General features: G+C 51.3%; 12 protein-coding genes. 3 read left to right on the forward strand and 9 right to left on the reverse strand.

Annotation, left to right across the window (positions count from 1 at the left end):
- The first annotated feature begins 113 nt into the window (after positions 1 to 113).
- Positions 114 to 3,503 carry a type II secretion system protein GspD gene (locus Q31b_RS01800; protein WP_231617226.1) on the forward strand — a complete coding sequence of 1,130 codons (3,390 nt, stop codon included), beginning with the start codon at positions 114 to 116 and terminating at the stop codon, positions 3,501 to 3,503.
- Positions 3,504 to 3,642: 139 nt separating this feature from the next.
- On the opposite strand, the gene Q31b_RS01805 is transcribed toward Q31b_RS01800, so the two are convergent.
- Both Q31b_RS01805 and Q31b_RS01810 read right to left on the reverse strand, forming a co-directional pair.
- Positions 3,643 to 4,326: a DUF2293 domain-containing protein gene (locus tag Q31b_RS01805; RefSeq protein WP_146597955.1), complete on the reverse strand. Its 684-nt coding sequence runs from the start codon at positions 4,324 to 4,326 to the stop codon at positions 3,643 to 3,645.
- 78 nt (positions 4,327 to 4,404) lie between these two features.
- Positions 4,405 to 9,501, reverse strand: coding sequence for a protein kinase domain-containing protein (locus tag Q31b_RS01810; protein WP_231617227.1), 5,097 nt, complete (start codon positions 9,499 to 9,501; stop codon positions 4,405 to 4,407).
- A gap of 599 nt (positions 9,502 to 10,100) precedes the next feature.
- Between Q31b_RS01810 and Q31b_RS01815 the strand changes: the two genes are divergently transcribed.
- On the forward strand, positions 10,101 to 10,820 hold the full coding sequence (locus Q31b_RS01815) for a hypothetical protein (protein WP_146597957.1): 720 nt from the start codon (positions 10,101 to 10,103) through the stop codon (positions 10,818 to 10,820).
- Positions 10,821 to 11,008: 188 nt separating this feature from the next.
- Here Q31b_RS01815 and Q31b_RS01820 read toward each other — a convergent pair whose 3' ends face one another.
- The 7 genes from Q31b_RS01820 to Q31b_RS01850 all read right to left on the reverse strand — a co-directional run bounded on the left by Q31b_RS01820 (position 11,009) and on the right by Q31b_RS01850 (position 19,890).
- Positions 11,009 to 12,430, reverse strand: coding sequence for an aminotransferase class III-fold pyridoxal phosphate-dependent enzyme (locus Q31b_RS01820; protein WP_146597958.1), 1,422 nt, complete (start codon positions 12,428 to 12,430; stop codon positions 11,009 to 11,011).
- A 343-nt stretch (positions 12,431 to 12,773) separates the two neighbouring features.
- Positions 12,774 to 13,571, reverse strand: a complete 798-nt coding sequence (locus tag Q31b_RS01825; protein ID WP_146597959.1) for a FliA/WhiG family RNA polymerase sigma factor — start codon at positions 13,569 to 13,571, stop codon at positions 12,774 to 12,776.
- A gap of 209 nt (positions 13,572 to 13,780) precedes the next feature.
- A complete protein-coding gene (locus Q31b_RS01830; protein ID WP_231617228.1) occupies positions 13,781 to 14,056 on the reverse strand; it encodes a hypothetical protein in 276 nt (91 codons plus the stop codon).
- A 220-nt stretch (positions 14,057 to 14,276) separates the two neighbouring features.
- Positions 14,277 to 15,395, reverse strand: a complete 1,119-nt coding sequence (locus Q31b_RS01835) for a flagellar biosynthesis protein FlhF (RefSeq protein ID WP_146597960.1) — start codon at positions 15,393 to 15,395, stop codon at positions 14,277 to 14,279.
- Positions 15,396 to 15,490: 95 nt separating this feature from the next.
- On the reverse strand, positions 15,491 to 17,560 hold the full coding sequence (gene flhA / locus Q31b_RS01840; RefSeq protein WP_390622297.1) for a flagellar biosynthesis protein FlhA: 2,070 nt from the start codon (positions 17,558 to 17,560) through the stop codon (positions 15,491 to 15,493).
- A gap of 265 nt (positions 17,561 to 17,825) precedes the next feature.
- On the reverse strand, positions 17,826 to 18,488 hold the full coding sequence (locus tag Q31b_RS01845) for an FHA domain-containing protein (RefSeq protein ID WP_146597961.1): 663 nt from the start codon (positions 18,486 to 18,488) through the stop codon (positions 17,826 to 17,828).
- Positions 18,489 to 18,675: 187 nt separating this feature from the next.
- Entirely contained in the window at positions 18,676 to 19,890 is a 1,215-nt protein-coding gene (locus tag Q31b_RS01850; RefSeq protein WP_146597962.1) for a class I SAM-dependent rRNA methyltransferase, read from the reverse strand.
- Between the two features lie 637 nt (positions 19,891 to 20,527).
- On the opposite strand from Q31b_RS01850, the gene Q31b_RS01855 reads away from it, so the two are divergent.
- Complete coding sequence (locus Q31b_RS01855; protein WP_146597963.1) at positions 20,528 to 20,812, forward strand: 4Fe-4S dicluster domain-containing protein; 285 nt, start codon at positions 20,528 to 20,530, stop codon at positions 20,810 to 20,812.
- Positions 20,813 to 20,919 lie beyond the last annotated feature (107 nt).

The raw sequence follows: 20,919 nt of genomic DNA on the forward strand, positions 1-20,919 counted from the left end.
CAAGCGTGTCTGCTCAAATCCCACTCCCCCCCGGCTCGAATCAATCGGGCTCGACCCAATCGGGCTCGACCCAATCAGGCTCGATCAGGCCAGGCACCAGCCCAGGTTATGCCATGCCGGCACAACCAGGTACGGCGGCAGGCTCGGTATCACCAGAGCAACTGATGGACCAAGTCCGTTCGGCGATGAACCGCAAGGACTATGCTCGTTCGGTCGAGTTGTTTCGGCACGCAGCCGCTTTGGCAGTCCAATCGCCCCAGTCGGCACCGCACATTGAACGACTGCGAGGCGAGATGATCGCAGCGGGTCTTGACCGAGGATTGTTGGCTTTGCCGCCGAGCCGTCCACTGGGAACACTGCTTCAGGGCAATCCACCCTCATTAGGAAATCAAACCGCAACCAGTTCGGGCATCGAGCGAATGCCAGAGATCGCCGGTGCGAAGCCGATCGGTTGGGGAAACAACTCGCCGTCAACCAACGATCCGAAACGAGAAGCGCTCCGCTTGATAGCAATCGGTCGTGCGGCTCTCGACCGAGGTGATACTTCGATGGCATTGAACTTTGCGAGGCAAGCTCAGGCATTGAACGTGCCCGAGCGGGAATTCGCAGCCGGTGAGCCTCGCGTCTGGCAATTACTGCTCGACGCAGAATCCGCCGCACGACGTAGTGGCATCCGTTTAGCCAGTGCGACCGATTCCACAGGAGCGGTCCAGCAAGCAGGCGGTATGGTGGATGAGAATGGATCAGCGGTAGCACAAACCGTCTACAATCCAGGAGATGGCAACACGATTGAGCAAGTTCAAAATCAACAATATGCTCCGCTACCAAGTGGCACCGTCGCTGCCGATATTCCGTCATCGGCGATGGTGGACTACCAAGAAGGCTTGAAGGCGTTAAGCAGCGGAAATCAACAACTTGCACGTGAAAAGTTCTTGAGTGCTTGGAAGTACGAATCAACGCTCGATTTGGAGACACGTCGACAATTGAAAGACAAGTTGACGTTGTTGCAACCGAACCGATTGGGTTCCGCAGGCATGTCATCGGCAGCACAAGCTGACCTAACACCGATCGACAAGGCAGCATTAGAGAACCAAGAAAATACGCGGCGAATGTACCGCGAAGTAACGGCAGAATTGGCGAAGGCCAGTGGCATGAAGGAATCCGCTCCACTCGATGCACTCGATGAACTCGAAAAACTTCGTCGTCGTGTTGAAGAGGCGAACTTGGATGAAGCAGCGAAGCGATCGCTATCGACAATGGTGACAAAAGCACTCAAGGATCAAAATCAGTACGTCGAAGCGAATCGAGCACAGATCAACCTCGACTTGCAAAACGAAGCGGTAAAAACCCGCTTGGCGACGGATGCACAGCGTGAAGCACGTATTGATGATGAAATCGCTGCACTTGTAGAAACGTTCAATCAGTATATCGAAGAGCGTCGATTCAATGAAGCAGAAGTTGTCGCCAAACAGGTTTCAGAATTGAAGCCAGGATCACCGATCGCGGTCACCATGTTTCACAATGCTCGGATGCAAGTTCGGGGTTTGATGGATCAAGAGATTCGCGATGGCCAAGAAGAGGGATTCATGCAACAGATGTTTGGTGTCGCACGAGCTTCCATCCCAGGAAACCCTGATATGGAATATGAGATGCCGGATGCCCAAACGTGGCGAGATCTATCAGGACGCCGATTGGCGGGCCGAGATACCGACAGCCAACTGACTCAACGTGAGCAGGAGATTAAGCGGCTGTTGCAAACCGACGTCAACGTTCGATACAAGAATCGACCACTACAAGAAGTGATGGATGATTTGTCCGCGGTAACAGGTATCCCAATTGTACTCGACAACCGAGCAATGTCGGCGGTACGAGTGACGTCCGATACGCCCGTAACATTGAACTTGCAAAATAGTATCGCACTCAAGAATGCGTTGAAACTAATGCTCGATCAATTGGAGTTGACCTACTTGATCGCGGATGACGTATTGAACATCACCAGCATCGAAGCGACTCGCAGCAAAGTCTTTCCAAAGACCTACCGAGTGACCGACTTGGTCACACCGATCCCTAACTTCATGACTAGCTATGAAGACGGTTTGGCCGGTGCACTTCGAGCAGCCTATCAAATGACCAATCCCCAATCCGATGTTCGGATCATGCCGGTATCAGCGACCGATATGGGCCGCAATATGGCTAACAGTATGTCACCGAATCGAACCAACCCCGACGTGCTTGGACAGTATGCTCCGATGGGTATGGGCGGCGGCAGTGGTTTTGGACTCGGCGGTGGCGGAGCAATGTCACCGATGGGTAGCGGTCAAGGTGGTAATTCATTCGCGGACTTCAATTCTTTGATGGAATTGATCCAAACAACGGTTGACCCCACAATGTGGGAAGAGATGGGCGGAACGAGCACGATGGCTCCCTACCCACAAAACTTGAGCTTGGTTATCAGTACGACCAGTGAAACTCACGACAAAATCGAAGCGCTGCTGGCGACCCTTCGCCGGTTGCAGAACTTGCAAATCACCATCGAGGTTCGTTTCATCACGTTGTCCGATACGTTCTTTGAACAGATCGGCGTCGACTTTGACATTCAGTTTGATGATGATGTAACCGAACTGCCAAGCGACGATCATGGACCATCGGTTCAAATTGGTTTCGATGGTGTTAGTGGACTGCCGACGGCTGACTTGGATATTCAATTCCAGAACAATAGTTTTGGAGCAACGCCACCATTCAGTGCTCCTGACCCTGGTGCGATTTCAACGGTCGGGTTTGCAATCTTGAGTGATATCGAAGCCTTCTTCTTCTTGCAGGCGGCTCAGGGTGACAACCGGAACAACGTCATGCAAGCACCGAAGGTGACTCTGTTCGACGGACAATTTGCGTCGATCTCGGATATCACACAAAGACCGTTTGTGACCAGTATCACGCCCGTGGTCGGCGACTTTGCCGTCGCACAGCAACCGGTGATCGTGGTTCTCAACGAAGGAACTCAGCTCAACGTGCAAGGAATCGTCAGCGATGACAAACGCTTTGTTAGATTGACCTTGGTGCCGTTCTTTAGCCAGATCGGAAACGTGGAAACGTTCACCTACGAAGGTACGACCACCAGTCGTAGTAGTAGTCGGAATCCCAATGGTGATACCAACGGTGACGGTGTTGTGGACGAAGAAGACTCAGCCGATGAAGAGAACAGTGTTACAACTCGAACCGGTACGACGGTACAATTGCCAACCTTGGCGAGTACGTCGGTTAGTACAACGGTTAGCGTACCAGACGGTGGTACGATCCTGTTAGGCGGGATCAAGCGATTGTCCGAAGGTCGGGCGGAACGAGGTTTACCGTTCCTCAGCAAGATCCCGTATGTCAGTCGCTTGTTCCGAAACGTTGCAACGGGCCGTGATGCTCGAAGTTTGATGTTGATGGTAACACCACGAATCATCATCCAAGAAGAAGAGGAAGTAGCCCAAACCGGTTTCGATTCGACTCGAAGCTAAGTAGCCGCTAGAGTAGCCGCGTCTCTCCGAGACGCGAAGTATCCTAACCTCGCCCAACGAAAGTTGGGCGAGGTTTTTTCATGAGGAATGGTTCCCGCTTTCGGCTCGGAGAGCTGAGCGACATTGTGGAGAGAAGCCGTTACGAACCATCCATAAATCTCTTTAGCGGGCATTGCTCACTGGTTGGCTCACCCAGTCGGTAGCGTCTTAGCAGTTCTTTGGATCGTTTTGCCAACATGCGGCGAACTTCTCGACGCTTTCCCTTTTCGCGGGGAATTTTCATTGAATCGTACGCGGTCGTTTGATGCCGCATCCAAGCAATCACGGCGGACTCAGCTCGTTGCTCAACGGTAATTCGCTTAGTCCTTGCCACGGTACCGCTGCCGACGGGAGTGGCATGATCGGTAATCGCTTTGGCCATCTTCGCCGCCGTCTCCTGATAGCGGGAATCAAAGTCGAGATAACTCAAAACGGAATCGTAGAACTCATCGACATAAGCCGCTTGTGCTCGATCACGACGCTGTTTATCCGCTTCTCGTCGTTTTGCATAAGCGTCGGTCGATCTTTCCGCATCGAGTTCGCCGCGAATTCGATCGATTGTATCGGCGGGTGCCCAAATGCCTTTGGAAAACGTTCGTCGACCCTTCTTTTGCTGGACCAGCCAAAACTCGCCCAACGCTTTCACTCGGCGCGTCAAGGCGGCATCGCCCGGTTCCAACAACACCCAAGTTGGGGGTGGACGAAGAACTTTACCATCGGCATCGCAAACCGTATTGGGGCTCGGTCCAGGCAAAAAAGTGGGGGGTGGGTTCGCAGGTGGCATGTGTCGGTAGGAATGGTGGAAGAGGTTTCTAAACCGTCGGTTAAGGATTTTGAAACAGGCCAGAAGCCTATTCAACACTTACAGATAGATTTGCTTGACATAACGAATGTCATCTTCATCGACTCGGCTAAGTTCACGACTTCGTTCGAGCAATTCAATCTGTTGGCCTAGCTTATCAGAGTCGATCTCGCTTTTCGAGCTTCTAACAATTTGCATCACCTCTGATTTTCGTCCTTGAACAGCAAAAAAGAGTGGATGAAATTGGTTCAGTACAACGAGACGCATTTGATGTAAAAATTGGGTGTCTAGACCAACGTCTTGCGTAGCGTCAAAAACTTGCAAGTATTGATTGACACGACTACCGAGAGACTCTTGGGATAAAGACTTGGCATTTGCCGAAAGGAACGCGATATAGGCTTTTGCTCGAGGGATACTTTCCACTTTTTGCTTTACATTTGATTCAAGATCTTGAAGGCATTTCCAAGCCTTATCACGATCAACGATAGGATCTCCGCCATACCGCTGAGCGAACCCGGCTTTGCGAACGTAAAGCGAAATATTCGCGATCAATAGGGCAGCTTCTTCAGGGTTTTGACGTACTTCATCAAAACGCACGGTGGAAACGTTTGATGCTTGATCGACTAAATCGGAATAGTACTTGGTTTGCTGGCTCTCCGATGCCGAGACAGCTAGACCAGCGAGAAGTTGGCATCGAAGTTCTAAGTTTTTCCAATAGCTAAGACCTTCGGGATCACGAAGATCTTCATCCAGAAGTTGGATAGCCAACGAACGATTACCGATCTCGGCATCATCACTGTTCAACATCGAGGCATACTCGATGACAATTTCGTTGCGAGTTTGATCGCTGATTGAATCAGAATGATCCATTAGTATTTCGTAAGCCCTTTTAAGGTCGACCGCAGCGCCTCGAACATCGCCGTTCTCCTTCCGATACTTGGCTCTCCAACCCAACCATTCCACTTGCACATCGGGTGCCGCATCGTCTTGAAATTCGAGGAAGGTTTCGTTGTAGTCGTCGAGTGAGTCTTTGGGTCCACCATGTTGATAATATCGGTACTTGCAACGGGCTAGGTAGAAACTTGCTTTCATCGGATCGATCACTCCGGTTCTAGCAACCGCATTTGTGAATGCATCCACCGCTTGTTCGTAATACCGCATTTGTTCTTTCTCAGGCAGATTGCAGTAGAAAGCCAAATCTTCGCAGGCGTTACCGAGCGACAGGTAGGCGGCATTGCCGTTCTCAACATCAACGATTTCCTTTTCAAGCATCTCACAAGCGTTGATGGCACTCGATCGAGCTACCAAGAGGGTTTCCTTACGAGTATCGGTTGGCCCAAGAAATGCCGCGCTGATTAAAATATTCGCGTGTCGCCAATAGGCGTCGTAAAGCAATTCTCGGTAATCGTTTCGAGCCTCCAATTTTTCAATCGCGGTAGATAATTCATCCGCGGCGTTCTTCAATTCGGAATTGCTCGACAAGGTTCCCGATCGCAAATTCGCACGGTGATAATGCAAAAACGCCAACTGAATAGCAATCTCAGGACTGTCGGGCCATGTTTGGGTCGCCTTCGAAAGGTAAGCTTCCAGCAGGTCCAATGTTTCATGATCGTAGACCTTCCTTGATGACTCGTGCAGCTCACGAGCGAATTCAGCAGCAAGCAACCAATACTTCGTCCGTTCATCGGGAGACTTGCCGAGATCACTAGCGGCAATCGCCGCACACATTTCAAGACATCTCAGTTTTTCTTTGAAAGGATATTCCGGATCCTCATCTTTGAAGTACACGTTGGCATTGAGTGCGTGCAAACAGAATTTTTGGAGAACTTCTTTGTTGACGATGCTTGGAATGTCCCAGTCCGATCGATCCGATTTGCTACGCATAATCAGTCGCTGAACCTGTTTCATTAGCGGAGTCAAAATCTGGCTAACCAAATCACGATCGTAAGAATTGGAACCAGCAATGCCAACGTCCAAAGCGGCAACGCCCGACCGCAACAACAGCGAGACACTTTGCCCGCGGGTCGATGTCGATGCCGCCTCGTTGAGATCCAGAGCGTACTCAAAAGCCGCACGGTAGAGTTGGGCATCACTCGAGACCGCTTTTCCGGTGGCAATGGAGCTCTCTAGCCGATCTTTAAAGGGCACCAATTGGGCCTTAATCGATGCATCATTCAAACTCTTATTCTGTACCGAAAACTCAGCAATGTTCTTCAACAGTTTTTGAAGTCTCAGCTCAGCCCTGATGGTTCCAGAGTCGCTATTGTCACCTTCAAGCCACCACTGGGCTGGTTCGATATACTCAGCCCCCGCGAAACCACTGACAAAGCGGCGTTTGATAACGTCATCATCGGCAACCCCCGACGATTTGGTTGCGTAGGAGAGTAACGTTGACGCGATCCAAATACATCGGGTGGACCCCAGCTGTTCGCGAACGATGGCTGACGGATCACCTTCGCTAATGGATTTCCACGCGTTTGCTGCTTGTCGTGCATCATCATCCTGTTCCCCTAACAATCCCTTCAAGTAGTTTTGGTAGTGGTTGCTGACTAGCGACTCGTAGGGATGGAGGTCCGCTTGAAAGGATCTTTTTATGGAAGCAATTTCTGATCGGCTCAACGATCGATCTTGTAGCGTCGCATCCTCCAATTTGATGGCGGACTTGAAGAAGGCGTTGATGTTCAGCGGTTCAGAGGCATCCTGTTCCAAAACGCGGAAAAGGTCAGGATGGCGGAACGACTTAGGTCCATTAGCAACCGATGCCAGCAGCAGTAGTGTATCAAGTGCCGGTGGTCGTTTGGCTCGTGACGCATCGACAAGTAACTGGCTGGCCTGACAAAATACGATCGCTTCCTCGATACTCGCTGGAATCGGTTTCCGCAATCGCTGACCGATCATTTCGTCAAGCAAAGCTTCCATCGGTTGTTTGAAAAAATCATCATTGGAGCGATCCAATTTTTGAGACAATTCGGAAAAGAAGCGATCAGCATCATCGGGACGATTCAAATTTTGAATCATTAGGTCAAAGATGGCCAACTTATTTCGAGTCGCTTCATCAAACTCATCTTGCTTTGGAAACTTGTTGTAAGCAGTTTCCAGTTCTTTCCAGTTCTTTTGTGACGCCAGTGTTTTCAAATTGCTGAGTTCGGCATCGCTATAAATGTTGGGCCATGTTTTGCCGATCACCAAGCGTTTTTCGTTATCGGTGTCATAAGCGGTGGTCAAATCGGGAAAAAATTTCTCAGACATCTGTTTCCACCGATTCAGACACCATGCCGGTAGTGAATCCTTATCGGATTGATTGATAGCTTCTTGTGCGGATGCAATATCGTTTAAAGCCGGATCCTCCGTGTAGTGTCCTGGCTTGGCGTTGGGTACAAAATGCGTAAGCGCCAAAGCGGTCGCCGCGGTCGCGAACTGTTTTTCATCAGCGAACGTATCCGGCTGGTCGCGAAGCGACGAGCGAATTTGGTCCGCGATCGGTTCGTCGACCGCTAAGTTCTCTAAGACGGCAAATTGAAGCTTCGCAGCCAAGAGCTTTGTTTTGAAGCTCAAGCCCTTTTCGGTGGCTCGATCGATGATTCGCTCCGGCCCGTCCTGGTAGGTCGCTTCGAGTCGCTGCAGATCGTCTTGGATGTATTGGTTCTTGTCACCTAAGCCGCCGAAAGCGACTTGATCCAAGATGCCATTCAACCAGTCATCGCAGGCGTTCGACGCAAGCGTTTCAATCGATTGTTTTAGTTCAGGGTCGGAGAGCGTACTTGGCAGAGCACTTTGTGATTCCTCAATGACTTTGCGCAGCGGATCGAGATGGAGAATGAATTTGTCGGATTCGTTGCTCGCTTGAAAACCCTTGAATTGCTCGAACGCATATTTTGCTTTTTCAAATCGGTCCTTGGCAATTTGGCCACCATCAAAACCGAAGAACGAATCGTAGGATCGACGATCCAAAGTTCGCCATGCCCACAAACCACCGCCTGTCGATGCAGCCAACAAGATCGTTGCGACCAACAACTTCAGTGGAGTGATTCCACCCCGGCGGTCGACCCCGTTGGCGATTGCCAAAGCGTCGATAAAGTCGGTACAGGAAGGGAATCTTTTCATCGGATCCACCTCCATCGCCCGTCGCAACACTTTTCGTTCGGGACTCGCTAATTGGTTCAATTCCAACTTGCCGGTACATTTCGCAAGCGCGATGTTCGCCTCGGTCGTCATGTCAAAGGGCAATAGACCCGTACGAAGTTCGAAGTAGGTAATGGCTAACGAATACTGATCGACCGATCGACTATAGGTACGACCTTGCAACACCTCGGGTGCAGCATACGCGGGCGAAGCAAACGCTTGCCGCGTCGTGCGCATATCACCTTCGAACTTATGAGCGAGCCCAAAGTCACACACCTGTGCTTCGCCGCCGACGAGCAAGATGTTTTGAGGTTTGATGTCACAGTGGTAAATGCTGTGTTCTTGATTGAGCAAATCGATCGCTCGAGCCGATGCGCGCAGATACCGAATCGTTTCCGCAGCATCGAGTCCATACGAAATATCGTTCGTTCCTACCGGTATGCCCGCTTCCACGCGAACTTGTTGTAAGCGGTCGTAAAGGGTGCAGTCGCCGAGCCCCATCACGACAATCAATTCTTCCGCCTTGGGTTGATCGCCTCCAAAAGGTGTGACGGTTTCCTTTGCTTCGGGTGGACGAAATTCACCTTGTGAACCAATTGCCATCGTCCCACTTGGCGGTTGTTGGGAAGGTGGTGACGGTGATGGTTGAGCGGGAGGATGAGTCGCGGGTGTTCGTTGGGCAGGTGATGGAAAAAAGAGACTGCTGTCGGGATTGATCGCTTCGGTCTCCCCTTCGGCCAACAATCGACCTTCGGAATCCTTGGTCCAAAAACCGTGAACCGGGCAAAGGTTGGGTTGCCGGACATTACGAAGGGTTCGCAGAGCGCTGAGTTCTTTGCGACCGCCCACTTTTTCGAGCGGTACGATTTTCAGGGCGACATGGGTCCCTCCTGCAGCTCGAGCAATCCATACCGAACCAGCCATACCGCTGCCAAGGGGGCGAACAAGAGTGTAGCCGGGAACGATCTCCTGGCCAGTTTGATATTGGTTTCTCTGCCCATGAAGCATTTGGGCGTTCTCCTGCGAATAGGACACTCGTGTGGAGGGTACCAGTCTTGGATTGACACCCCACGTTAATGATCTAGTGTACCGCATTGGAGGGGGCGTCAAGTGACCAAGTGATTGTGAATCACCTAGGCTCCATCCGGCGCGCCCATGACCCGCAGGATCGAAAAAATAAAATGAATTCTTTTGACTCGCTTGAGTTGCCGCCTTTCATCCATTTTATTTCGATGTCCTGCGCTTAGAAGCCGTCAATTTCAACGCTGCGGGTGAGTGTGCGATCGGGAATCCAGAATCATGACTGAGCCGTCGGCTGAGCTGCAAGTCTTGGGACTTCTTTCGGAATTCTGAAATTCCCAAGGATTTTTCGGTTGCCCCGGATTGGGGGGCAACCTAGGGTTCTTCAGTTTTGTGAACACGTTGGTTGTGTTCGCGGGATCGATTGATGCACGTCTTGACTTGCATCAAGACCCACCCCAACCCAATAAACATCCTTTGCTGGAGTTTCCGCTCAAATGTCCTACCGATCAATCAAAGCAACCGCTTTCATTCTAACCATCCTTCTAACTGGACCCGTTTCCTGGGCAGGTGGGCTTTGCAACAAGTGCAAGGGCACTGGATGTTGTGAAGAGATGGTCACTGAAACATGTACCGTCATGAAAACCGTGACCGAAACTTGCTACCGCGAAGAACAACAAGTCAAAGTCATTCAAGTGCCAAAGGTCATTCAAGTCGAAAAACTTGTTCCATACGAATACACCGCTTGGGTTCGCGTCAAGAAAGAAGACCCACAAGAGATTGAAATCAAGACTCCAAAATTCCGCTGGGTCGATCAAGAATACACGATCAACGTACCCGGTAAAGATACGGTCACCAAGATCCGCAAGCGAACGGAATTGGTTCCAACGATCAAGTATTGTACCGTTAGCGAAGATCATGGATGCTGGGAAACCAAAATGGTGGCAACCGAGACTTGTGGTGGATGCTTGTGCTGTGAAAAAAGAGTTTGGTGTCCCAATATCGTCCAAGTGACAAAAGAGACCACGGTGATGGAAAAGGTTTGTGTCGAAGAACCTTATACTTGTGAAGTCGCGATCTGTGTACCGATCAAGAAGACTCGCCGAGTAAAAGAGTACTTTACAAAGACGGAAAAGAAGGTCATCAAGAACCCCTACTGGACGCTCGAACCACGCAAGCGTACCAAGATGGTTACCGCTTGTGTCCCTGAAACCGTCTACGAAGAAAAGACAGAAATTTGTACGGTGAAAGTGCCTTACAAAATCGAAAAGCAAGTTCCATGCACCGTCACACGCCAAGTACCCAAAGAATGCCCTTGTGCATGCCAAGGCTAGCTTTTATTGAGGCATCAATCATAGCGTAGTGGATCTTGTCAAAGATCCTGACCATAGCGTAGTGGATCTTATTAAAGATCCTGACCATAGCGTAATGGATCTTGTTAAAGATCCTGACGCATGGGGATCTTTAACAAGATCCACTACTCTTTTACCTTCCCTTTGTGGATCTGGCGGTTCCCGAATTTTCAACTCATCGAGAGTTTCCACTTTTGGAGTGCTTTGTCAAGTAATTCGATCGCGGCATCAATGTGTTCATGGGTCGTGATCGTCGGTGGCGGCAGGAATCGGATACGAGTAGGATTGGATCCGCAAACGAACCCTAACAAGCCTACCTCGTACATGATATCCAGCAAAGCCTTAGCGTGTTCAAAGCTGCCGTCACCTGGGGTAAAGACAAGCATCATCACTTCACCAAATGGACCTTGCATCTGTTTGGGGTATTTTTCAGATAGCTCCGTCAACTTTTCTGCAAAATAGCGACTTCGCTTCACGTTCGTTCCCTCAGCTCCGAAGCAACCGTTTGCTTCCAGCGCGTCGAGGGTAGCGAGACCCGCCGCAATCGACGCGGACGCTCCGGTGAACGTTTGACTTAGCACCGGACCCTTTGGTACAAAATCTTTGCCGTAGAGCGTTGCACAAACCTGTGTAATTTTTCCAACCGTCACGATATCGGCAAACTCATCGAGTTTGTAATGTTGGAACGCAAATGGTCTTGTAGTACGAGAGAAGGTTTGAATTTCATCGAAGATGATAGGGATGCCTGCTTCGCGAAGTGGGACGCAAAGCGCTTTGAAGAAATCATGACTGCCAGGATAGTAGCCGCCTTCTCCTGCAATCGGTTCCGCCCAAAATGCGGCGTATCGACCGGGGTGACGTTTTAACAATCGATGCAATTCGTCAACGGCGCACTGCCGACTGAGCTCGGGATTTGTGGCACTACGAAATGGCAAATAGTCGACTTGTAACGCGAGTGGTAAACCGATGCGGTAATTTGGACGATCGGTCAGTGCAGCCAAGGCCAACGAACGGCCTGCAAAGGCATTGTCAAAAGCAAGGATTCGATCGGCCGGGGCCTTGTGATGGAGTGCAATCTTCAGTGCGTTCTCGTTCGCCATCGCACCACTTGTCGATAGCAAACAATGATCCAATCGGGCACCACTGCTGCTGGCCATCGAGATTAACCGTTCGCACATTTCGACCGTTGGTGGATGTTGTTGCAAGTTACCTTGCATCACGGTGTCCTCGAGTGCTCCGTCGATGGCAGCGTCAATGATATTGGGATGGCTGTGCCCGCATCCATGGACACCAATCCCGCCGATCATATCGAGCTTGACACTGCCGTCTGCCAATTCGACATAGAGTTCGTGTCCGAGCCCCGATGATAAGTAGGGCCAAATGGGTGCTCCACCGCGAACGGTTTGGAGTCGCTCGAGCAATCGCTCGTACTGCGGACGTAGGGGCTCACTCGGCCCCCGAACATGGTCGAGTTGAGCACCATGATCGGAAACCGCCTCAGCGATCAAGCGTTTGGCCTCTGCAATTCGAGGGTCGCGACGCAGCGAATCCGCATGAGTGGAAGTATGAGTTGCTGATTGAGATTGAACCACCCTGCAAAGCTCCGAGTTGAGAGAACATCGTATTCGAAACGAAAGTGACGTTGGAAAACGACAATCCTAGCGTCAAAACGAGGATCTGTTCAGCCCCTAAAGACTACACGGAGAAGCATTTTTTCAGCAGCAAAGCGGGGCTATTCGGTCGATGAATTTCGCCCCGCTCCCACGAATCGAGGGGGGTGGGGCGAATTTCTTTTCGGGCGTGCGGTTTGTAGTCGCCACTTGATTCCTCCGCTGAGACAAGCTCGACGGAAGGATGTTCCACGTTTCAGAATTTCTGAAGTCGACGCCATTCGGGACAAGCCCGGCGGATGCAGGAGTCTATTCGAAAAAACGTTTACGCCCCGAATTCGACTCGGCGCGGGCCTAACTGCGATTGCAATCGGTTGACGATCGATGTGTGCATCTGACTCACTCTCGATTCGGATAAATCCAACGTCGCTCCGATCTCTTTCATCGTCAATTCTTCGTAGTAGTAAAGAATGATGATTAAGCGCTCGTTGCGATTGAGTCCTTTGGTTACCAAACGCATCAAATCGTTCTTTTGGACGCGAATTGTTGGGTCTTCACCCTTCTTGTCCTCAAGAACATCGATTTCGCGAACGTCTTTGTAGCTGTCCGTTTCGTACCACTTCTTATTAAGTGAAACGACACCGACCGCGTTGGCTTCGGTTAGCATCTTTTCGAGTTCAGCAATCGAGATTTCCATCTTCTCAGAAAGCTCTTGATTGGTCGGAGCGCGCCCAAACTTGGTCTCGAGTTCTTTCTTAGCCAAAGCCAATTTGCTTGCTTTGCTACGAACGAGTCGAGGAACCCAGTCCATCGTGCGAAGCTCGTCTAGCATTGCTCCACGGATTCGTGGAACGCAGTACGTTTCGAACTTGACGCCCCGTTCCATATCGTAAGCATCGATGGCATCCATCAAACCGAAGATACCAGCACTGATGAGGTCGTCGAGTTCGACGCCATCGGGCAAACGTTGCCAAATCCGTTCGCCGTTGTAGCGGACGAGCGGCATATACCGTTCGACTAACCGATTGCGTAAATCTTCGTAATCCGGCGAATCTTTGGTGATCTGCTTGAAATCTTTCCAGACTTGTAGGATTTCTTCATCGGTTGTGACTGTGGCTGCCATGCAATCCTCCGTGACCAAAAATGTAGAGGTCCGCTTCATGCGAAACCTATCAGTGGACGATAGATAACATCAGTTCTCTGATGCAACCATTCGTTTCACTGTTGAAATCGTTAATAAAATCCAATACGGCCTGGAATCGCTAGCATCCGTGCTGGCAAAAACCAAGTCCGTCTTGGAGACCCTTCGATGAACCCCGCGAACATCCATGTTCATGGTTCCTTCGAAGGATTGTTCTCTAACTCACTTGTCATTGTCTTGACACTTTCAACGTACCATTCGACTCGGCGTCGAAAGGCAGCTTCGATCGTATCACGGACAACGTAGTCGATGATCCATCCCGCGACCCATCCAATTGCAGCAAACACGACCAAGGCTCCGATCGCCTCGAGGGCGATGTTGTCAGCGAATTCGCCGAACAAGGTTCCTCGGACAATCACCAAAGCCATTGCAAGAGCACCAAGGCATAATGCGAAGCTTCGAGTCAAGGTTCATTTCGTCCTATGCAAACAATGAAGTGGGACACAATCTCTGATTCGTTTTAGGCAAGTCGCCTCTGTATCTGTATCGGTCATTTCTAGGTTGAAGCTTAGTTTTCTTTTCGATAAAACTTCTTCAAACTTACGGTCGATTATTTCGTTTGGGTAACGTGGCCTAGCGTTCTAGGCAGGGTTGACTGTGGTTTCAAGCTGGAAGTCTCGGCCACGTTTATGCGATATTTAAATGTTGATTGGAAATGAGCTGTGGGAACAATCGCATCAGCAACACCTCCGCTTCGGCTGGTTGTATGTCGTCAGGGACTTGTTGTCCGTTGGTCAAGTAGCTCAGCGGAATTCCTGCGAAGTCCTCCGAGGCGGCAATGGCCGACAAGATACCTGCGGTACAAGTGGTCTCGTCAAGTTTCGTTAAAATGGCTGCAGTCGGATGCGCCGGAGCAAAGCCTTTGAGCACCGATTGGATGGTTGACACACTGCTCGTCGCCGCCATCACCAAATGAGTCTCATCGGGCTGGGCCATTCGTAGCAGATCGACCAACTGATCGATGCGTGCATCACTCGATGGACTTCTGCCTGCGGTGTCGAGAAGCACCAAATCGACGTCGCCAAGCCGTTCGATCGCCGGTTGCATCTGGGATGGCTTTTCGACCACCTCCATCGGCAAGTCCATGATTTCGGCATAGGCCTTTAGTTGTTGGACCGCCGCGATTCGAAACGTATCGATCGTGACCAAACCAACTCGCCGCCGTTCTTGGATACGAAATCCGGCCGCCAGTTTTGCGATGGTTGTTGTTTTGCCAACCCCCGTCGGACCGACAAGTGCGACAACATGTTTGGCACCGGGCTGAGTTCGAATGGGACCACCGATGCGAGTTTCTCTAGCGATCGAACGGTGCAAATGTTCCAACCATGCATGGTCGTTCGATTCGCCGAAGGAAGCGGCGAAGCTATCGGTCGCGTGAAGCCAACGATCTGCGATCTTTGGAGAGACACCAGAATCGATGAGCCGAATTCGGTATTGGTCGAGTGGCCCTTCTGATTCCACATCGTTGTCCATGAAGCGGCTACGAATGGGATACGCTATCGAGTCGTTCGTTTCATCCTTTTCGAAATCATTTGTGTTTTGAATGTTGGTTGATTTAGAAGTGACGGTCGTTTCATCGCTATCGCGAAGTCCAGCGGTTACTTCGACATAGGTTCGGCCTAACCATCCCATCCATCCGTCGCGGACTTGACGAGTGTGTAGCACCGACGCGTCCACGCCCATTTGGTTGCGGATTTCTTCGAGGGCATCTTGTAGGTTGGCGGCTCGGAAGGTTCGGATATGCATAGCTGCGAGTTACCCTCGCTCGAATTGGATGATGAAAGGAACGTGAATGCTGGGTTGAGTCAATTGCACAATCGATTGACAACCACTCGATTTGTCTATTTGTCGCTGATCACTCCGTACGACTCAATCTTGGTATCTTGGGTGATTTCGTTGTAGGACAATACTTTTAGCCTTGGGATCGAAGCACTTGTGATTTGTCTCAATCCCGGTCGGATTCGCGGACTGACCAAAACGATCGGTGGATAGCCTGCGGTCATTAGTTTCTTAACGCCTTCTTGGATCTTTTCGCAAGTGAGGTCTACCGCTTGCGGGCTCATTCGCACAAAAAGTCCTCGATCGCCATGCTCGATTCCCGCCGCGATCCGATCTTCCATTGCCGGATCGAGCGCCAGAACATGTAACCGGTTGTCTTGGTCGCGGTAGCGAGTGCTGATCGTTCTTGCCAAACGATGACGAACGTACTCGCAAAGCCAGACGGAATCTTTGGTTCGTGGCGCGAAATCGCCGAGCGTCTCAAGAATGATACTCAGCTGACGAATCGGAACATCCTCGCGAAGCAACATTTGCAATACCTGCTGGACTTCGCTAACCTTCATCGCTCCAGGGATCAACTCGTCGACGACTGCAGGCGAAACTTCCTTTAGCTCGTCAATCAAATGCTTGGTCGCATCGCGGGACAATAATTCGTCGGCATGACGGCGGACGATCTCTTGCAGATGCGTCGCCATGACGGCGCCAGGTTCGACGGTGGTATAGCCATAGATCGCCGCTTGCTCGCGGCGCATTGGATCGATCCAAACCGCTGGTTCGTTGAACGTCGGATCACGAGTCGGTTCGCCTTCGATCACTCCCGTCGTTTGGCCACTGTCGATAGCCAATAGCTTATCCGGGCGAGCCATCGCTCGAGCGACGGTATTGCCCGCAATTCGGATTTCATATTCACTCGGATCCAAACTCATTTCATCACGCACGCGAACCTTGGGCAAAACGATCCCAATATCCGAAGCGATTGAATTGCGTACGCCCGTAATTCGCTGCATCAAATCGCCGCCACGAGATGGATCGGCAAGGCTCAGCAGTCCCAGTCCGATCGTCATTTCCATCGGATCGACCGTCAAAAAATCTTCGACTCGTTTCGGTGGCGGAGCAGCGGCGGCTACCTTGTCCGCGGATTCACGGGAATCTTTATCGGCGATTCGCTGCGTGTCACGACGATTCATAATGACCGCCAAACCGATGCAGCCGAACCCCAAGGTCGCCATCGGAATGGTTGGCAGGTTGGTCACGATCAACAGTAGTAAGAACGCACCCGAAACCGCCATCGCTTTGGTATTACCAAAGAGTTGTTGTAGAAACAGGACGGGCAAGTTGGTCTTCGCGGTACTTCGCGTTACCAACAATCCAGCGGCCAGCGAGATCAGCAGCGCGGGCACTTGGCTGACCAAACCGTCACCGATCGTCAGCTTGGTGAACAGTGCGCCCGCTTCGCTGAATGTCATCCCAGCCTGAACGACACCGATAAACAAGCCGCCAATCACGTTGACGATCGTAATCACAATGCCCGCGATCGCATCGCCGCGAACGAACTTACTCGCACCATCCATTGCCCCGTAAAAGTCGGCTTGAGAACTGACCTCCTCGCGGCGCTTCTGCGCTTCCTTCTCGTCGATCATGCCCGCATTCAAGTCGGCATCGATCGCCATTTGACGACCTGGCATCCCATCGAGAGCGAACCGGGCGGCGACTTCACTGATCCGTGTCGCACCCTTGGTAATCACGATGAACTGGATCAAGACAATAATAACAAAGATGATAATTCCGACTTCAATTCGATCCCCGGCAACGAATTCGCCGAATGTCTTGATCACACCGCCCGCTGCATCCATCCCCAATGAATCCGCTCCGGTCAAGATTAGACGCGTGGTCGCAATGTTGAGGACCAATCGGCCCAGAGTCGTGGCCAGAAGCAGAGATGGAAAGACGCTGAATTCCTGAGGCGTTGGAACGTAGATCGTCGTTAGCAAAATGATCACGCCAATGGTAATATTGAGCGCCAAAAACAAGTCCATCAGGATTGCTGGTAGCGGCATCAAAATCACAACCAAGCAGCCGATAATTCCAATCGGCAAGACGAGATCACGATAGCGAAGTAAGAACGACAGCACAAAAACACTCGTAGCATAGGTACACCGGGCGATCCATTCGCCACGCCCACGCGAGACTACCGAAAATCAGCACACAGCGTCTAGTGAAATTTCCAATGGAAAATATCGCCAATGCTAGCAACGAGATTCTTGTTCTTTAGGGCGGCTACACGCCAACACGGCCGATTCGGCCAATCCGGCCAACACGCCCACTCAGCCGATTCGCCCATTCGGTCAACACGGTCAATCCGGCCAACACGCCCACTCAGCCGATTCGGCCATTCGGTCAATCCGGCCATTCGGGGTCAGCGATTTTGCGGGCCATGGCCGACAATCGCGATTGGGCATCGAGCAGACGTTGCCAAGAGGAGAATTTCAGGACGACTTCGTCTTGTGTCTCGTCCGTTTTGGCACCTTCGATTAGTTTGTGTAAGCGAGATTGCAGGTAGTCGAGAATCTCACAGAGTTGAGCTTTTTGTCCGGGCGTCAAGTCGTCGGGTATCGACGGCACTTCCATCATCTGGATCACGTCCGCCGGATAGGGCGACTTCGGTTCCTGGCTCAACTCCAAAGCGATTGAATTGTCTGACGAGGACATCTCTCGGCTGAGGGTCGGATTGTCATTGCCCATTGCCGCCAAGCGAGCCGCAATTTGTTCTTCGGAGCCGACCAGGATCAAACTGCGGCCGACCGCGATCAAATCGCCATGCCGCAATATTTTTAGCTGGCATTCGGTCCCGTTCACTTTCGTCCCATTGGTACTGTCCAAATCGGTTAGCACCAAACGCTCGTTATCGCGTTGAACCTTAAAGTGACAACGGCTGACTCGTTCGTCATTCAATTGGATATCGTTGCCCTCTTCACGTCCGATCGTCAACGGCGGTTGCAGGTCCTCGTAGACCTTGCCGCGATCAGCTCCGTGTAGAATCTTAAGGGTCACACCCGGCATGGCAAAGTCCGAAGGGTTAGAAAGTCGGTAAGCACGTTGTTTAACAGTTCCTATCGACGACGCGAAACGATCGACGACTCATTATAGCGGCAAAACGCTCAAAGGTGAATTATGAGGAAGAAATGGCCCCCTAGACCGCCGCCGTCCACCCTAAGCATACGCCACTCTACCCTAGTACGCGAAAAATTTACTCAACTTGTGCAATAACACATTTTAAATAATCGGTTTCGGGGCAAGATATCGCAATTGGATGATCCGGAGCGGGCCCTCGGTTCTCCAACATCACCAAATCTCGCCGCCGTCGACGCCCCACATCCAATAGCATGTTCAAAAAGTCGGTCCTCGAAACGCGGCCCGAACAGCTGCAGGTCACCAAGACCCCCCCGGGTGGTAGCAGATCGACCGCCATCGCATTGATCCGTCGGTAGGCTCGCATTGCTGTATCGACTTGGTGTCGATTGCCCGCAAATCGTGGCGGGTCCAAGATCACCGCATCAAACGACTGAGCCGCTTCGCCGAGTCTCTTTAGCTCGTCGAAGCAATCGGCGATTCGATAATCGGTGCTGCCGAACGAGTCGGTATCGAGCCCGTTGCGAACGATCGCCTGCTTGGCCTGCTCAATTGCAGGAGCGCTCGAATCGATCCCGGTCACCGAAGCCGCTCCATGCTTGAGGGCCAGCAAACCAAAACCGCCGTTATAGCAACATACGTCCAGTACGCGTCGTCCGTTCATGTATTGGGCAGCCGCCAAATGATTCAGTCGCTGGTCCAAATACCCCCCTGTTTTTTGCCCGCCATGTAGATCTACCGCGCATTTTAGGCCGTTTTGGGTGTAGATCACCGACTCTTCGATCGCATTTCCATCGAGCCATTCATTGAGGGTTTCAAGACCTTCGTACTTGGCGGTTTTTTCATCCATGCGGACCATCACGCCGCGAGCGGATAGCGTGCGTTGCAAATGCGAAAGAATGGGTGCTTGCCAACGGGTCAATGCGCCAGCGGTAAATTGGACTCCCAAGCAATCCGCATAGCGGTCCACAATCAAACCGCTGAGCAGATCGGATTCGCTAAATACGATTCTCTCGGCTCCATGGGTATCGAGTTCGCCGGTCAGTCGTCGCCGCGCGATGGCTGCGTCGATCCGCGCCAGGAAGAAGGCGTCATCCATTTGCACATTGGCGTCGAAGGAATAAAGCCGGATCCGCAGACGACTGTTGGGATTGATCAAGCCACGAGCGATCCAATTACCCTCGAAATCGAGCAAATCGACTACTTGCCCGCAGGCAAGGTCATCGCCGGTTTCGGAGAGGGCATGAGCGTGAACCCACGGGTGCCGAGCCAAAAACGGAAATTGCCGCGACGGTTTCAGACGTAGCGGGATGGGGGTAGATGAATATTCCACGAAAATTCCTAGTTGAATGATTGGAGAGTCGACGGACTTAGCATGGTCGATTTCCAGAAAAATCGAAATGCCCGCTCGCAAGTTTCACGTAAACTAGGCACAATGGAGACGTTTAATGTTTAGATGCTAGGTTGTCTGGCCCGATAAACTTATCCGTAGTGAAAGCCCAGTAGCAGCGTCTCTCCGAGACGCTGAATTTACAAATCGTAGCCGCGTCTCTCCGAGACGTTGAATTTACGAATCGTAGCAGCGTCTCTCCGAGACGCAGAATTACGAATCGTAGCCGCGTCTCTCCGAGACGTTGAATTACGAATCGTAGCAGCGTCTCTCCGAGACGCTGAATTACGAGTCGTAGCAGCGTCTCTCCGAGACGCTGAGTTACGAATCGTAGCCGCGTCTCTCCGAGACGTTGAATTACGAGTCGTAGCAGCGTCTCTCCGAGACGTTGAATTACGAATCGTAGCCGCGTCTCTCCGAGACGTTGAATTACGAATCGTAGCAGCGTCTCTCCGAGACGCTGAATTACGAATCGTAGCAGCGTCTCTCCGAGACGCTGAATTTACGAGTCTCGGAGAGACTCGGCTACAGAGATACACTCACTTTTTGAATCGTCTACTAGAATGAAGGTTAGATAGTTATGACACATGTTGTTTGCGAGCCATGCTCGGGATGCAAATACACTGACTGCGTTGTCGTATGCCCCGTAGAATGTTTCTACGAAGGCGATCAAATGCTTTACATTCACCCCGAAGAATGTATTGACTGTGAGGCATGTGTCCCCGAATGTCCCGTCGAGGCAATTTTCCACGAGGACAACGTTCCTGAGGAGTGGAACAGCTACATCGAACTGAATGCCGAAAAATCGGAATCGGATGAATGTGAAGTGATTACCGAGAAGAAAGAGCCGCTCTGCGACGATTAGTCGATTCGTGTTGCCGAGAATTCTTGTGCATAAAATCGACTGCAAGGCGACTTGGAGTTTAAGTTTGGGCACTGTTTTCGTAGTGGACTTCGGGCGAAGTCCACTAC

This window comes from Novipirellula aureliae, from assembly GCF_007860185.1.
Taxonomy (GTDB): Bacteria; Planctomycetota; Planctomycetia; order Pirellulales; family Pirellulaceae; genus Novipirellula_A; species Novipirellula_A aureliae.

Coding starts and splice junctions, on each gene's coding strand:
- Q31b_RS01800 (WP_231617226.1), top strand. CDS start 114: ATGCCGGCACAACCAGGTACGGCGGCAGGCTCGGTATCACCAGAGCAA.
- Q31b_RS01815 (WP_146597957.1), top strand. CDS start 10,101: ATGGTCACTGAAACATGTACCGTCATGAAAACCGTGACCGAAACTTGC.
- Q31b_RS01845 (WP_146597961.1), bottom strand. CDS start 18,488: ATGCCGGGTGTGACCCTTAAGATTCTACACGGAGCTGATCGCGGCAAG.
- Q31b_RS01805 (WP_146597955.1), bottom strand. CDS start 4,326: ATGCCACCTGCGAACCCACCCCCCACTTTTTTGCCTGGACCGAGCCCC.
- Q31b_RS01855 (WP_146597963.1), top strand. CDS start 20,528: ATGACACATGTTGTTTGCGAGCCATGCTCGGGATGCAAATACACTGAC.
- Q31b_RS01835 (WP_146597960.1), bottom strand. CDS start 15,395: ATGCATATCCGAACCTTCCGAGCCGCCAACCTACAAGATGCCCTCGAA.
- Q31b_RS01825 (WP_146597959.1), bottom strand. CDS start 13,571: ATGGCAGCCACAGTCACAACCGATGAAGAAATCCTACAAGTCTGGAAA.